The sequence below is a fragment of the Flavobacterium sp. SLB02 genome, from assembly GCF_009664855.1.
In the GTDB taxonomy this organism is placed as follows: domain Bacteria; phylum Bacteroidota; class Bacteroidia; order Flavobacteriales; family Flavobacteriaceae; genus Flavobacterium.
On record NZ_CP045928.1, the window covers coordinates 1,843,268 to 1,860,007 of the forward strand.

The window sequence follows — 16,740 nt, forward strand, 5'->3', positions numbered from 1 at the left end:
TAATCAAAAAGGGGCTTTTTATTTGTATTTATTTCCAGCAAATTAACGCCAGCCCAACTCTGGGGCAATATATTTTAGAATAGACGAAAGTATATGTACATTGTAGTCAACGCCCAAAGTGTTGGGTATCGTCAGTAACAAAGTATCCGCTTCCTGAATAGCTTCGTCCTGAGCCAGTTCTGCGATGAGTTTTTCCGGCTCAGCTGCATAACTTTTTCCAAAGATTGCGCGTTTATCGGCTTCAATATTTCCAAAACTATCTGCGCCTCTGCCCTGATTTCCAAAATAGTATTTGTCCTGATCGTTGACCAGCGCAAAAATCGAACGGCTTACTGAAACTCTTGGTTCATGCTGATGTCCTGCTTTTTTCCAGGCTTCCTTATACAACCTTATCTGTTCTGCCTGTTGTATATGAAAAGGTTTCCCATTCTCGTCATACTTCAAAGTAGAACTTTGCAGGTGCATACCGTTTTCGGCCGCCCAAACAGCCGTAGCATTAGATGCTGCACCCCACCAGATTCGCTCCCGCAATCCATCTGAATGTGGCTCAAGGCGCAATAATCCCGGTGGATTTGGGAACATTGGGTAAGGATTTGGTTCAGCAAATCCGACTCCACTAAGCTTATCCAAAAATTCCAAAGCTTTTTTACGTCCCATATCAGCATCTGTTTCACCAGCCAGAGGTTCATAACCAAAAGCACGCCAGCCGTCAATGACTTGTTCGGGAGATCCCCTACTGATACCTAATTGTAAACGTCCCCCTGAAATTAAGTCTGCTGCACCAGCATCTTCCACCATATACAAAGGGTTCTCGTATCGCATATCAATCACCCCTGTCCCAATCTCTATTTTACTTGTTTTAGCACCAATTGCCGAAAGTAAAGGGAAAGGCGATGCCAGTTGTTGTGCAAAATGATGCACTCGAAAATAAGCACCATCTATACCTATTTCCTCTGCCGCAACGGCCAAATCAATAGATTGAAGAAGTGTATCACCTGCAGTACGAGCTTGATATGAAGGATGATTGGTCCAATGTCCAAACGATAAAAATCCTATTTTTTTCATAGATCGCATTGTTATTATTCATAATCTCAAATATACGCATCATTATTGACCGAGTCTGCAAGCTTTGCATAGAAAGTATTTGTATTGATATAATATGAATTAAATGTTTTACAGCAACCATTTTTTCTTGTTACAAAAATTGAGTGGCAGATATATGACATTACACTTTTGATAATTTTGGTTTTACTTTTTTTACTGTGTTATTTTTCAACTAATGTTATTTTTTTAAGACAAAAACACATCTAACTTCAGAAAAAAGATTTTATTATACCCAAAAACGTATTTTATTACTCCTCCCGAAAACCATTATTATTCAATTTTGCACGGTAAATCACAAATCGATTTTTACCACTGTCGCTTGTGATTTTTTCAAACTAACTAATTAATTAACCAACTACCAATCAAAAATGACAAATTTTATTAGGATTAAAAAAAGTCCTAATTGCGTATCTGGATTTAATTTGAAAAAGAAAATGATGCTGTTTTGCGTCTTGCTTTCTTTATCTCAAGTTGATGGATACGCGGTTAGTTCTAAGCGTACAACAAAATCTCAAAATGTACAACAGCAAAAAAACATTAAAGGACAGATCAATGATGAAAACGGTATGCCGTTGCCGGGAGTAACCGTATTAGAAAAAGGAAGTAAAAATGCTACTTTAACCGATTTTGACGGGAAATTTACTTTAAAAGTAGATAACGAGAATGCAGTATTAGTAGTGTCCTTTTTAGGTTATGCAAATACAGAAGTGGCTCTAAAAGGACAAACTTCACTTACTATAAAAATGCAAAAGGCAACCACTTCGTTAGACGAGGTAGTCGTAGTAGGTTATGGTAAAATGAAGAAAAAGGATTTAACGGGAGCTATCGTTCAGGTAACTCCTGATAAGCTGGCTAACCAAAATCCACAAACCGTTCAGGATATATTAAGAGGAACCCCGGGTGTAAGGGTAGGTTATGATCCTTCTGCAAAAGGAGGAGGAAATATACAAGTTCGTGGGCAGAGTTCTGTCTACACTGCAGGTTCTCATAACTCTCCGCTTATTATTTTAGACGGAATGCAGTTTTATGGTGAACTTTCAGAAATCAATCCTGATGATATTGCCCAGCTTGATATTTTAAAAGATGCATCGGCAGCATCTGTATATGGATCGAGAGCAGCAGCAGGAGTTATTCTTATTTCGACCAAAAAAGGTAAAACCGGTAAGCCTATGGTTAGTTTTACTACCAATACAACCATTAGCAATAAGAGTGCTTATCGCGGTGTGTATTCTCCGGAAGGGTACTTAAAGTATCGTGAAGATTGGGAAACTGCTCAAACTTATGGTGCCAATACCACAACCGGGCAATACGAAGCGTGGATATCAGGCGCAGTTGCTGCTGGTAAGCCGGGGTATTTTTCAAGTCCTAATGATTTAGCCAAATGGGGTATTACTGAAGCCCAATGGTTAGCTTACCAACCAAATGCGCAGACAACAGGAAAAAGTTCCAAAGAAGTATGGGGGGCACGTTTGGGACTGAATTTTGATCCTTCGCTAATGGCAAATTTTCTGGCAGATAAAACACACGATTGGAGCAATAGTTCTTTTAGAACAGGGATTAATCATGATAATAATCTGAGTATTTCCGGAGCAAGCGAGAGAGTCAATTATTATATGTCTTTTGGCTATTTAACTTCAGAAGGAGCCATTGTAGGAAACGATTATAAGTCAGCTCGTTCTAATATGAAAGTGGATGCTAAAGTTACAGACTGGCTTGATCTTGGAATAAACGTTAATTTTCAGGACCGATCAGATGGAGATATTACTCCCTCTTTAGGTACAAACGCCGGAGATAATAATATGATGAGAACCAGCCCATTTGGAACCTTTAGAGATGCAAATGGCAATTATGAGAGACAGCCCATGGGGAAAAATGTTTCCGGGCAGAATTATAACTATTACTACGAACGCCAGTTTATTGAGAAGGAAACAGGATATACAACATTGAATACCATTTTCAATGCAAAGGTAAGTTTGCCTTTAGGGATCACTTATTCATTTAACATTGCTCCTCGTTATCAATTTTATCACGATCGTTATTTCAGGTCAACACAAAACCCAAACTGGCCTGCAGCTACCACCGGGGCAAATAGAAATAATGCTACAAGATTTGATTACAACCTGAATAATACATTAACCTGGGATTATACAATTGCTCAAAAACATCACATCGTAGCCACTTTTGTTCAGGAAGCTGAAGAGCGCCGTTATTGGTCAGACGGAATGGATGCCAATAATATTCAGCCATCAGATGCTTTAGGATTTCATCTTGTGAATACTGCAACAATGGCAAATAGCGCAATTAGATCAAACGACACGCATGAAACGGCAGATGGATTGATGGCAAGACTTTTCTATTCGTATGATAATCGTTATATGCTTACAGCGACTGTCCGCCGAGATGGATATTCTGCATTTGGAGCTTCAAATCCTTACGCCGTTTTCCCTTCTTTTGGAGTAGCATGGACCTTTAAAAATGAAAACTGGTTTAATTGGGATGCGATGAGCACAGGTAAATTGCGTTTGTCCTGGGGTCGAAATGGAAACAGGTCACTTGCGGATCCTTACGTTTCTTTTGCAAACCTTGTAAATACAGGGACAATGGGGTATTTAGACCCTTCGGGAAAAGCGCTTGAAATTAAGTATTTAGCACTTGATCGTATGGCAAATCCAAGTCTGGAATGGGAAAAAACAACATCAACAAATATTGGTCTTGACTTAGGCTTCTTACAGGATCGTGTAACGGCTACTTTAGACTTCTACAAATCATCTACTCATGATATGATTATGAGTCAATCCCTGCCTGGTTTTACTGGATTTTCATCCATTGCAACCAATCTTGGAGAGGTTCAAAATCAAGGTTTTGAATTAAGTATTAGCACTCTTAATATGAAAAAACCAAACTTTGAATGGCGTACTACATTTGGAATATCGTATAACGAAAATAAAATTGTCTCATTATACGGTAATATGGTAGATATTAAGGATGACAATGGAAATGTTATTGGGAAAAAAGAGGGTAACGATTCAGCTAACGGATGGTTTATAGGCAGACCCATTTCTCAAATCTGGGATTATCGCGTGACTGGTATCTGGCAAAAAGACGAATGGAAAGAAGCCCAAAAATACGGGCAGCGTCCTGGAGATCCAAAAGTAGCAAATAGCTATACTACAGACGATGTAGATGCAGTAGGACCTGATGGTGTTCCTTATAAAAAAGCGGTTTATAATGAAAAAGACAAGCAGTTTTTAGGAAATTCAAATTCTCCTGTACAGTGGTCGTTGCGCAATGATTTTAAGATTTATAAAAATTGGGATTTGGCAATCAGTATGTATTCCAATGTGGGAGGTAAATCACTTAATTCAAATTATATGAATACTTTCAACGATGCCAGTTTATATAAATTCAACTTCAATCCATACGTAAATCCGTATTGGACACTAGACAACCCAACTAATGATTGGGCACGTCTTGATGCTAAAGGACCTGCCGGAACTCCTGTTGCACCAGGGAAATTGTATGATCGCAGTTTTATTCGTCTGGACAATATTTCACTTGCCTATACACTTCCAAGAGATCTTCTAGACCGCGTACATATTAAAAGTATCAAAATTTATGCTTCAGTTCAAAACGTTGCAACATGGTCTGCCTCTAAAGAATGGAAATATTTTGGAGATCCGGAAACAGGAGGATTGGCTACACGACAGTTTAATTTAGGCTTTAATTTCCAACTTTAATAATAATTCAACAATGAAAAGATATATAAAAAATAAAATAACAAGACTGGTACCTTTGATTGTGCTGGCTGCCTTGTCTGCCTCTTGTTCAAAAGATTTTCTTGAAGCAGATCCGCTTTCGTTTTACGAACCTGAAAATACATTTAATACCGAAGCCGGCTTGCAGGCCACTTTAGCACTTTGTGATAAACAACTGCGTAATAATTATATTCACTATGGTTATTCTGGTGTAAGTGTGCCTATTGCTTCAGAATATCTTTTCTCTGATATGGCTCATTACGGAAAAACGGATACAGGTAGTAATATTGCTGATTACGCCAATACTATTGTTCCTACCGGAGATTTTCGAAGAGACCCAGGCGGAGAAGCACTTTATCTTGGATTTCTCTGGACAGAAGCCTATACGGGTATTAAAAATGCGAATACCGTACTAACCTTTATTGGTAATGTGACCACTTTATCCGAAGAAGTTAAAAATAAATATATCGGGCAGGCTTATTTTCACAGAGCCTACCGTTATCTTAATCTGGTGTATCAATTTGGAGACATTCCATTGATTACCAAAATCTTGTCGGTTCCTAAACAGAGTTATTACTCTACTAAAAAGGAAGCCATCATTGAAATGATTACAGCGGATATGGAGAAAGCTGTACAATTTGTACCGGAACAATCAAAAATAGGATATGTAGGTATGGTGAGCAAAGGTGCATGCCGTCAGTTATTAATAAAGTGCTATTTAGCCTCCGGAAGATTTGCTGATGCAGAAGCACAAGCCAATATTTTGATTAATCAATCAGGTTATTCTTTGGTACAAAATACTTTAGGGATTTTTGATCCGGGAGGAAACCCTACTGCATGGCCTATTACCAGAAATGTGATCTGGGATTTGCACAGACCTGAGAACAAGGTAATTTCTGCTAATACTGAAGCGATATTGGTTGCACCAAATGGAGGAGCACAATCATTTTTAGCATTTTCTTCGATGAGAATTTTTGGACCTAACTGGAATGATGCTAATTTAATTACTCCTGATGGTAAAACAGCAGCACCGCGTTTTCCATTGACCGATAAAACAAATTACAATGCAAAATATGATTATCAAAGAGCAATAGGCCGTGGTATTGGTGTTATCAGTGGTTCTTATTATTCACAGCATCCTATGTGGGTTGTAAATCATATTGAAGATAAACAGGATCTTAGACATAACAGCACGGTTGGAAACTGGGTGAATATGGAAGATCTTAAATATGCTCCCGGGGCAGGCGGTAGTGCTACATGGGCTGGACAAAATTTTAGAATGAGGGATGCTTCCGGCAAACTCTTAGCACAAGATTCTATTCGTGATTGGTATGATTTCCCACATTATAAAATCTTTATGCATGATGTTGTAGCCGAAGCAAATCCTGCAGCCAATGATTTTCAGGGAGCTACTGCAGGAGCTAGTGCACATCTATACATCTATCGTTTAGCCGAAACCTACCTATTACGTGCAGAAGCGCGTTTTTATCAAGGTAATACCTCTGGAGCAGCTCAGGATGTAAATGTCGTAAGAGCAAGAGCAAAAGCTTCGCAAATGTATACTACAGTAACCATTGGTGACATTTGTGCAGAAAGAGGAAGAGAACTTTATCTCGAAGAATGGAGAAATGTAGAGCTAAAACGTATTTCACACTGTCTGGCTCTTAGCGGAAAGCCAGATGAATGGGGCCAAACTTATAGTAAAGATAATTGGGATAAACAATCCGGAACAGATGCAGTGGGAGGAAGTTATTGGTACCAACGTATTGTACATTATACTCTTTATAACAAATATCCAGCTGGTATTTCTATTAAGCCAGGTGTAAAGTTTTATTCTATGGACAAACGTAATAATTATTGGCCAATTCCGTTTAGACTTGCTATAGAGCCTAATATTAAAGGACAGTTAAGTCAGAACTACGGTTATGATGGCTACAATGCAGGTGTTAAAGTCTGGGATAAATGGCAGGATGCAATTGAAGACGAAAGTAAAATTTAAAATTTATCTGCTCTTTTAAATTCAAGTAAAAAAAAAGAGAATATAAAACTCCATAACAAAAGAAGATGATATCTAAAATCCATTAACCTGGATAATGTAAACATTTCTTCTTTAGTTATGGAGTTTTTTTGATTTGCAATATTATTTCAGAATATAAGATATTTTCTAATATAAATAATTTGGGCGTTTCCCGCCGCGGCGAACCGTCCTGTCTGCTAAATCTTTTGCGAGAGAGGTTTTAGTTTGGTTTCGCCAGAAGTGTAATGTGTCGCAAAAGGATACCGCTCCCATGTCTAAAGCAGTTCACGGGTATCTAGAAATTCTATCTTTAAAAGAAATTTCAATTCCGAAATAACTGATCTAAAACAAGAATGTTCCGTATTTATTTTTCAAAATAAAGATACTGAGTACTACTGCTAACATTGCGCAGTCGTACCTGCGAACTATTAAATTCAAAGAGTTTCCAGTTACTATTTAATTTACCAAGTCCCGCTGAACTAAAATTTATTTTCAATTCCCTACCCCCATACTGTAGCGTACTTTCCCATTGACCGGTTTCCGAAACCCCTCCTTTGGTAGCCACTACAGATTGGTCACCTTTAAAAACAAAAGAATAACCGCTATAGAGCGAAGTTTTTTCTGAATCGGCAAAATAATAGGGAATATCCCATGAACCATTGGTCAGCGTAGCAATAAAATCAATTGTCGACATGTTGTTTTCCGGGCAGTAATCAATCGCATATTTAATAGCATCTTCGAACTCCAGATTATTGGTGATTGATTTTGTCTGATTATTGTAATCGGTTATGGAAATTGGATATTGCAAGGCAATATAAGAACTGGCATTCAGGTTTTTTACAAAATTGAAAAAAGCCTGATCATTTGCAATTGATACCGAAGCAGCAATCTGATTGGCGCTGTTATAAGTATTAATCGTGATAGGATAATGGATATTTAGTCCATTGATTTTAGATAACAAATCCGGGTAAGAATTCCAGTAATCAATTAATTCCTTAAAATCAGCTTGGTTAGGAATCACTTTCTGGATGTAGTTGTAATACACCATAGTGACCGGAAAATTTATATTGACAATATCATCATCATACCCGTTGGCGTTGATATTGTCTATTACTTTTTGATAATCGGCTTTGGTAGTAAGGGAAATTTGTGCATTATTGACCGTAACGGTATAAGGGAGTTTTATAGTACAGTAACTTGAGCCGTCTATTACATTATCCTGCACAGTCGGAACCATGGCAACCCTTTGCAAATAAGTAGTAAGTGGCGAACTATTAGTAATGGTTCCGTCTATATGACTGTCCTGATCTTCTGTTTCGCTTTGACAAGACAGCAAGCACAGGAAAACGGCTGATACTAAATATTTTTTGAAAGGGAACATATTTATATTTTTACAAAGGTAATAAAATTTCAAGAATTGCTTTTTAATAAATTCGACATCAAAGCATTCTGTTGCTTCTTCTGTACTAAATTATCAAAAGGTAATCGCATTTGCACTTCTATAAAACAATCAGCTTTGCTTTTACCCTACTTAAATTAAAAACAAATACTTTTGCAACGTAAAACCGAAAATCTAAATGCCAGACAAAGCCCCATCAAATACTTGCGACGAAATCGTCTTTTCGTCTTTCTTTAAAAGCCACGTAAAAGCGCTTCGGAATTTTCTTTTTTACAAATTTGGCAATATCGATCAGGCAGAAGATCTAGCACAGGAAGCATTTGTCAAACTTTGGCAAAACTGCGCTTCGGTACCATTAGAAAAAGCAAAATCCTATATTTATACGATTGCAAATAATAGCAGTCTTAACGAAATTGCACATCAGAAAGTCGTTTTAAAATACGAAAAAAACTTTACCGGTTTAGATAAAACCAATGAAAATCCTGAATATCTTCTGGAGGAAAAACAATTTCAGGTCAAACTTTTAAAAGCCATTGAAAACCTGAACGAAAAACAACGCACAGCTTTTTTAATGCATCGCATTGACGCAAAGAAATACAGCGAAATTGCCCTGGAGCTAAATATTAGCGTCAAGGCAGTAGAAAAACGCATTCATTTGGCTTTGTTAAGCTTGCGTAAAGAAATTGATATATAAAAAAAGTAGGGTAAAATTAGTTCTAATTGTTTTAATGATATAATAGCAGTACAATGAAAAAAAATCGCTTATTGGCAAAATGGCTCAACAATGATTTATCTCCGGATGAATTAGCTGAATTTCAAGCAAGTCCCGATTTTGAAAAATACCAAAAGATAAAAATGTATACAGACCATCTTGAGGTAGGTGATCTGGATGAAAATGCGATGTTGTCGAACATTTTAAGCCAGAAAAAACAAACTCCAAAAGTAGTTCCATTGTATAAAAAATGGGCATTTCGCGCAGCCGCTATCTTTGTTTTGTCCCTTGGGATTACCTTTGCGCTGAAATATTTGGTTCCTCAAACACAAAAAGCAGATTTTGGAGAAAGAACCACTTTTTCGTTGCCTGATAATTCTCAGGTGGTACTAAATTCCGGCTCAGAGATACAGTATAAAAAATGGAACTGGGACAACAAGAGACATCTTGAATTACAAGGAGAAGCGTATTTCAGGGTAGCCAAAGGCCGACGTTTTGAGGTGCAGACCCATCTTGGCAAGGTAACGGTTTTAGGAACCCAGTTTAACGTAAAAGCACGAAAAAACAGGTTTGATGTAGTGTGTTATGAAGGTCGTGTAAAAGTAAATTATGCCAACACACAAATTCTTTTAACTCACGGACAAAGCGTTAGTTTTCAAAACGGAAAACAAGTCAAAAGAAGTGTTGTATCTCTGCAGCCAGAATGGATGGAGAATCAAATCTGTTTTTATAAAGAAAATATCAAAAGCCTCTTAGACGAAGTCGAGAGACAATACAACATTAAAATCGAATTAAATACCAAAGATACAACCGCTTTATTTACAGGAAAATTACCTGCTAAAGACCTGGCTGTAGCCTTGCAGATTATTAGTACAACCTATCATTTAGAGGCTAGAAAAACCTCCAACAATACCATAATTTTTGACGAAAAATAAATGTTATTCCCCAAACAATTTCATTTTTTGTTTATTGCCTTTTTCCTTGTCCTGAATCTTTTTGCCCAGGACAAAGGAAAAGTCATGCCTTTTAAAAAAATCATCATTGCTATTGAAAAACAGCATCAGGTTAGTTTTAATTATACCGGAGATCTTATTGAAGGACTGCAAATATATCCGCCAAAAAAATCACTTTCCCTGGACCAGAAACTGCAATACTTGTCCAAAAAAACCCATTTGTCTTTTGAGAATATTGGCAACCAATTCATTAATATTTATAAAAAAGAACATCAATCCAGTATAATTTGCGGATACGTTTTTTCATCTACAGACCGTAAACCCCTTGAAAACGCTAATATTAGCTTAGGTAAAGTCCAGTTTAGCACAGATTCCAACGGTTATTTCGAGTTTGAACAAAAGGGCACTACTGCTTTTCTAATTAGTCATGTAGGATTTACAACCCGAAAAATAGTAGCGAATAATTCAGATGGTGATAATTGTCTGCAAATTCTATTAGAACCTGAAATTACAGCTCTTGAAGAAATTAAGGCCAATGCTGTCCTGGCTTCGGGAATTTCAAAAAATACTGATGGTTCTTTTGAAATAAAACCAAAAAAATTTGGTATCCTTCCCGGACTTATCGAGCCAGATGCTTTACAAACCATGCAGCAAATCCCTGGTGTAAACAGTCTTGACGAAAGTGTTGCCAGCATTAATGTACGTGGTGGAACGCACGACCAGAATTTGTTTTTATGGAATGGAATACGAATGTTTCAAACCGGGCATTTTTTTGGTCTGATATCGGTTTTCAATCCCAATCTGGCGCATACCATTTCGATCTATAAAAACGGAAGCTCTGCTTTTTACGGAGAAAGTGTGTCCAGTGTAGTGGCCATTTCCTCTACTCTTGAAACACCAGAAAAAAATTCCTTTAGTGCAGGAATCAATATGATCAATGCTGATCTTTATGCAAAGTATAACCTTTCGAAAAAAAGCTATATCGAAATTTCGGCCCGAAAATCAATTACTGATTATATAGAAACCCCAACTTACAGAGAATATTTTGATAAAGTATTTCAAAACACAACAATTACTGATTTTTCACAAAACCAAAATATCGATTATAAAAGTGATAAAAAATTTGGTTTCTATGACGCTACCCTGAAATATGCTCAAAAAATTGGAAATAAAGACCAGTTAATACTGGATTTAATTACCATTAAAGACAATCTCGAAGTTTTTCAGAGTGCCACAGTATACAATATGAACAAATCAGAAAACAATGTTTTACGTCAACAGAATTATGGCGGAAATCTATCGTGGAAAAGAAACTGGAACAACTTTAATACCACTAAAATTAATATATACAACTCTTCGTATGAACTTTTGGGCAACCAAAAAACGACCAATGCAAATCAAATCGTAATTCAGGAAAACACGGTCACCAATAATGGAATTAATATAGAGAACAACCATACCATTAACTCGAAATTTAGTTGCAACGATGGGTATCAATACAATGAAATAGGCATTACCAATCTGGAGCGGGTTACTAATCCTGATTTCTATCGCAGGGTAAAAGACGTTCTGAGAACCCACGCCTTAATTTTGGAAGGAAAATACAATGACACGCTTTCCAGAATCTATATCAAGGCCGGAATGCGCGTAAATTATACCGAAAAATTTAAAAAATACAATCTTGAACCCCGGCTTCAAGCAAGCTATGGGATTAGTAAAAGTATGAATTTAGAGCTTCTGGGCGAGCTAAAGAGCCAAAACTCCCAGCAGATCATAGATTTGCAGAAAGATTATTTCGGTATTGAAAAAAGGCGCTGGATTGTCTCCAATAACACCACCATTCCTATTCTGAAAAGCAGACAGCTCTCCCTAAACCTATTCTATAAACAGCAAGACTGGCTTTTGGGAATGGAAAATTTTTATAAAAAAGTAAGCGGAATCACCACTTCCAGCCAGGGATTCCAAAACCAATTAGAATTTGTAAAGACAACTGGAGATTATGAAATTATAGGAACCGAGCTACTGATCCAAAAAAGAATGAATCACTTTCTGACCTGGCTAAGTTATACATACAACAATAATAATTACCATTTTACCAATTATGAATTTCATAGTTTCCCCAACAACTTCGAGTTAACTCATACAATATCATGGGCAGCAATTTATGAGAAAAACAATTTCAAGATTGCTCTGGGAACCAAATGGTCTTCCGGCAGACCAAAAACCTCTCCGGACTTTTCACAAATTGATCTTTCAGATCCTGTATTGGTGTATAATAAACCAAACAATACCAATCTGCATATTTTCTCACAGGTTAATATTTCCTCTACTTATAAATGGGAAACAGCGAATGGAATTCAGTACAAATTAGGTATTTCCATTTTAAATATCCTAAACAGGAAAAATGAAATCAGCGAATATTACAGAATAAGTTCTCTAACCACTTCTATTGAAGAAGTAGAAACATTCGCTCTGCAAAGAACTCCAAATGTGAGCTTTAGAGTTTCGTTATAGCACATTTTACAGAGTCTGCAAGAAAATCATATCCCTGTTTTTTTCTTTTTTTTGAAAAAATATCAATTCTTTGGTAGGGTAATTTAAATCATGCCTGTTTTACTCTTGAACCTTATCAAAAAGTAAAACAATGAAATCAAAACAAATTAAATTCGCTTTAGTTGCTCTTATAGCAACAACATTTTTCGTAAGCTGCAGCAGTGACAACGATAACGGCACTCCTCCTACTGTTGAAGTAAAAAAAGAAATTAGTCTTTCTACAAGTGCGACTTTAGGAGCTTATCTTTCTGATAAAGACGGAAGATCTTTATATTTTTTCGCAACAGATGCTAATGGACAAGCCTCTTGCACAGGAGGATGTGAAGGTGTATGGCCTGCTTTTAACGTAGATAATTTAACAGCTGATAAATTAGGCGCAGGTCTAACATTATCAGACTTTGGAACCATAACCACTGCATCTGGTAAAAAGCAGCTAACCTATAAAGGATGGCCGCTATATTATTACGCACCGAGTGTAAACGGAGCCAATACATTAGAAAGCGCAGGTAAAACCACCGGAGACGGAGTTGGCGGTGTTTGGTTTATAGCCAAACCGGATTATTCTATCATGATTGTCAGAAGCCAGCTTAAAGGCCATGATCAGAAAAACTACAAATCAGACTATACTGAAGGAGATGGCTTAACAACTTACTTTACAGATGCCAAAGGGATCACGCTGTATACTTTTAAGAATGACAATTTCAAAAAGAACAATTTTACAAAAGCAGATTTTTCTAACAATGCAGTCTGGCCAATTTATGAGACAGACAAAATGGTGGTTCCTTCTATTCTCGACAAATCTAAATTTTCTGTTATTACCGTTTTTGGTAAATCACAACTGACTTACAACGGCTGGCCATTGTATTATTTTGGACAAGATGCCAACGTAAGAGGCGCTAACAAAGGTATTAGTTTCCCTAGTCCTGGAATTTGGCCCGTACCGGTAAAAGATTTGGCTCTTGCAATCTAAAAACAATAAACTCCAGTAAAATTTCTATAGCATCCTCTCTATTTCAACTAGTCTAATCTTCATTAGGCTAGTTTGAAATAAAAGAGAATTCCTCTGCCAGAAAAATTAATGTAAAAGATGAAAAGAAAAAAAATCGCATTTGTAATTGTGGGTTTATTAATCCTGGCCTCTGCAGGTATTTATTTTTATTACGGATTCCTTTTTAAGGAAGCACGCAATATAGAATCAGAAATGCCGGATTTCAATATAACAGCCACAAAATTACTTGAAGAGTATAACTCCAATCCAAAAAAAGCAGATGCCTTGTATCTCAATAAAACAATTGAAATCACTGGTACGGTAACCAAAGAAACTGATTCTGTAATGACACTTGAAAATACTGTTTTTTGCCTGTTTACACAAAAAATAAAAGAGAAACATCTCCATAAAAAAGTAATACTAAAGGGTAAATGTATTGGTTATGATGAACTATTCCAGGAAGTTAAATTAGACCAGTGTACCATAAACAAATCAAATAATTAATCCTATTATGAAGAAATTTTTAATCCCAATCTGCCTCTTTCTGGCTACTATGGCATACTCGCAGGATGATCTGCTTAAGGATCTTGATTCTACCCAGGTAGAAGAAAGTTACTCAACAGCAACTTTTAAAGCTTTACAGCTCGTAACATTACAGACCACAAAAATGGCTGCCAAAAAAGAATTCTATTTTGTAGTCTCGCATCGTTTTGGATCTGTTAAAGACGGTTTTGACAGTTTTTTTGGACTTGATAACGCCACTACAAAACTCGGTGGTATTTATGGGGTTACAGATTGGTTATCGGTGAGTCTTTCCAGACACACCCTAAACAAAATGTATGAAACCGGACTGAAATACCGAATGATGAGACAAAATTCGAATTTCCCGGTAGACATTGTAGGATACAGCGTTGCCGATATCAATACCTTTCTGGAAAAAGACCAATATCCGGGCTTAGAATTCAAACACCGTATGACATACGTGCAGCAGCTTTTAATCTCCAGAAAAGTTAATGAAAAACTCTCTTTAGAATTAGTACCGTCATTCGTGCATAAAAACCTGTACAATCCTGCTATTGAAAGAGATAATCAGTTTTCTTTTGGCGGTGGGGGACGTTACAAAATAACAAAAAGGCTATCTGTCAATTTAGAGTATATGCACAACTTTGATAAGCCCGAATTTTACAAAAATCCATTATCAGTAGGTCTCGATGTAGAAACCGGCGGACATGTTTTTCAACTCATATTTACCAATTCACAATCCATGAGTGAGAGCGGATATCTTACTAATGCCTCAGGCGATTGGGGAAAGGGCGATTTCTTTTTTGGATTTAACCTATACAGAGTATTTTAATAACTACAAACAAAATAAACTATGAAAAAGACAATAGTATTTGCAATTTTACTTGCTACATTAACGAGTTGCAGTGATTCTGACACCTATCAGGATATCGAAACACCTCCAGAAACGGTAACACCAAACCCTGACCCGGCAGCCGCATTGAGTTATACTAAAAATGCTAAAGCAATTATTGATGCCAATTGCATTGGCTGCCACCAAAGTGGCAGATCTGCAGGTTTCAGACCTCTTACTACATATGCCGAAGTTAAAGCAGCAGTTGAAAGCGCCGGTTTACTAAATAGAATTCAATTACAAACTGGACAACAGGGGATCATGCCTCAGGCTGGAAGAATGTCTCAAGCAAATATCGATATCATTCTAAAATGGAATACTGACGGATTAAAAGAAAATTAATGATCATGAAAAAAACATTTACTAACTTCCTGCTGTTAGTGCTGCTTATCGCCGTAAATACAGATGGATTTGCTCAAAAGTTAATCACAAAAACAGGAAGCATCAAATTCCAGGCGTCAACGCCTTCCAATGAAGAAGTCGCTGCAGAAAATAAAAGTGTATCTGCCGTTTTGGAGCAGTCTACAGGAGATTTCGCTGCTTTGGTCCTTATAAAAGGTTTCCGCTTCAAAGTCGCTTTAATGGAGGAACATTTCAACGAAAATTATATGGAGTCAGAAAAGTTCTCAAAAGCCACTTTAAAAGGTAAAATAGAAGATTTTAATATTGCTCAAGTTACTAGTACAGCCAAAAATTTTACTTTAAAGGGAGATCTTACCATTCACGGAAAAACAAAACCAGTAACTATAATCATAAAGGTTTCAAAAGCTGCAAGCGGAGTTAATGCCATTGGTTCATTTGAAGTAAAGCCGGAAGATTTTGAGATAGAAATACCAAACCTGGTGAGAAAAAAAATTGCAGATAAAATAAAGATTACTTACAATTTTCTATTGGCGAAGTAATCACTTCTTTATGAACTAAATATTTAGATAATAGAAATCATCCATTACTGCTATCTAAACAAATCTCTTTTTGATCTTGAAGATCACTAAACATGACTAATGTTGTGAGGTCAGTTTCTTAATAGCTGACCTCTTTTTTTTTAACCTTAACTAAAATATAAAATGATCTGCAAAAATTATATTGTTACTGGTGAAGATGTAAATGATAGTATGGTGATGGAAAGTAGCGCATACATTTCATACACAATTCGCCTATTATATCATTTTTTGTTTAATAACGGGTTCTCGAGAGAAAAACTCAATACTTTACATTTGAGCTTACACGAAGGCAATCATGAACTTGTGAGTCATAAAAATTTAATGTTTACTGAACATTTTTTTGTTGAAATGAAACATTGCTATATAAAGGACAAGATCAGTATTAAAAGCTGCTTTTTTAATTCAAAAAACGAATGCTGTGCAGAAGTTACCAAAGAAGTAGAATGGTTTGATGTTATTCGCAAAGAAGTTATCGTAGCACCTAAACAAATTCAACAGCATTTTAATCTCACTAGCAAATCTTATTTACTAAAAAATAGTTTAACTAGTAAATAAACGCCATTATTAAAACTTAATAATAACGTTTTATCCTGTAAAGTCTTTCTCAGAAAGAACTATTAGCTAAAGATTAATATTTTGTACGTTTCCTTCCCGGCCACGCTGTCTCCTAGATCTTTTACGAGAGAGGTTTTGACTTGACCTTGGAAACAGCTTTTTCAAAAGAAAGGAGGTGACCTCCGATAGCTATCGTGTATCCCACATAAATGCAGTATTTTGTAAAACAAAAAACCCCGTTTCGTTAGAAACAGGGTTTTTAAAAGAAAGGCGACGACATACTCTCCCACATAACTGCAGTACCATCTGCGCAGGCGGGCTTAACTACTCTGTTCGGGATGGGAAGAGG

At 36.6% G+C, this 16,740-nt stretch carries 13 protein-coding genes; 11 read left to right on the plus strand and 2 right to left on the minus strand.

The window, feature by feature from the left end:
• Positions 1–42 precede the first annotated feature (42 nt).
• Positions 43–1,065, minus strand: a complete 1,023-nt coding sequence (locus GIY83_RS07235; protein ID WP_194619106.1) for an LLM class flavin-dependent oxidoreductase — start codon at positions 1,063–1,065, stop codon at positions 43–45.
• Between the two features lie 407 nt (positions 1,066–1,472).
• Here GIY83_RS07235 and GIY83_RS07240 point away from each other — a divergent pair, with 407 nt between their 5' ends.
• Together GIY83_RS07240 and GIY83_RS07245 are read left to right on the plus strand one after the other, a co-directional pair.
• Positions 1,473–4,841, plus strand: a complete 3,369-nt coding sequence (locus tag GIY83_RS07240) for a SusC/RagA family TonB-linked outer membrane protein (RefSeq protein ID WP_194619104.1) — start codon at positions 1,473–1,475, stop codon at positions 4,839–4,841.
• Positions 4,842–4,854: 13 nt separating this feature from the next.
• Entirely contained in the window at positions 4,855–6,858 is a 2,004-nt protein-coding gene (locus GIY83_RS07245; protein ID WP_194619096.1) for a RagB/SusD family nutrient uptake outer membrane protein, read from the plus strand.
• Between the two features lie 382 nt (positions 6,859–7,240).
• Here the strand turns inward: GIY83_RS07245 and GIY83_RS07250 are convergent, their stop codons facing one another.
• On the minus strand, positions 7,241–8,257 hold the full coding sequence (locus GIY83_RS07250; protein ID WP_208686057.1) for a hypothetical protein: 1,017 nt from the start codon (positions 8,255–8,257) through the stop codon (positions 7,241–7,243).
• A gap of 196 nt (positions 8,258–8,453) precedes the next feature.
• Here GIY83_RS07250 and GIY83_RS07255 point away from each other — a divergent pair, with 196 nt between their 5' ends.
• The 9 genes from GIY83_RS07255 (at position 8,454) to GIY83_RS07295 (ending at position 16,391) form a co-directional block, all read left to right on the plus strand.
• Complete coding sequence (locus GIY83_RS07255; RefSeq protein ID WP_194619084.1) at positions 8,454–8,969, plus strand: RNA polymerase sigma factor; 516 nt, start codon at positions 8,454–8,456, stop codon at positions 8,967–8,969.
• 53 nt (positions 8,970–9,022) lie between these two features.
• The gene (locus tag GIY83_RS07260; RefSeq protein ID WP_194619082.1) at positions 9,023–9,922 is read left to right on the plus strand and encodes a FecR family protein; all 900 of its coding nucleotides are present in this window, start codon (positions 9,023–9,025) and stop codon (positions 9,920–9,922) included.
• Positions 9,923–12,454: a TonB-dependent receptor gene (locus tag GIY83_RS07265; RefSeq protein ID WP_208686059.1), complete on the plus strand. Its 2,532-nt coding sequence runs from the start codon at positions 9,923–9,925 to the stop codon at positions 12,452–12,454.
• Between the two features lie 130 nt (positions 12,455–12,584).
• Positions 12,585–13,463, plus strand: a complete 879-nt coding sequence (locus GIY83_RS07270; RefSeq protein ID WP_208686062.1) for a hypothetical protein — start codon at positions 12,585–12,587, stop codon at positions 13,461–13,463.
• 117 nt (positions 13,464–13,580) lie between these two features.
• Complete coding sequence (locus GIY83_RS07275; RefSeq protein WP_194619076.1) at positions 13,581–13,985, plus strand: hypothetical protein; 405 nt, start codon at positions 13,581–13,583, stop codon at positions 13,983–13,985.
• 7 nt (positions 13,986–13,992) lie between these two features.
• On the plus strand, positions 13,993–14,835 hold the full coding sequence (locus tag GIY83_RS07280; RefSeq protein ID WP_208686063.1) for a DUF5777 family beta-barrel protein: 843 nt from the start codon (positions 13,993–13,995) through the stop codon (positions 14,833–14,835).
• A 21-nt stretch (positions 14,836–14,856) separates the two neighbouring features.
• Positions 14,857–15,237, plus strand: a complete 381-nt coding sequence (locus GIY83_RS07285) for a lipoprotein (RefSeq protein ID WP_208686066.1) — start codon at positions 14,857–14,859, stop codon at positions 15,235–15,237.
• Between the two features lie 5 nt (positions 15,238–15,242).
• Positions 15,243–15,797 carry a YceI family protein gene (locus GIY83_RS07290; protein WP_229029242.1) on the plus strand — a complete coding sequence of 185 codons (555 nt, stop codon included), beginning with the start codon at positions 15,243–15,245 and terminating at the stop codon, positions 15,795–15,797.
• A 162-nt stretch (positions 15,798–15,959) separates the two neighbouring features.
• Positions 15,960–16,391, plus strand: coding sequence for a hypothetical protein (locus tag GIY83_RS07295; RefSeq protein WP_208686070.1), 432 nt, complete (start codon positions 15,960–15,962; stop codon positions 16,389–16,391).
• The last annotated feature ends 349 nt before the right edge of the window (positions 16,392–16,740 follow it).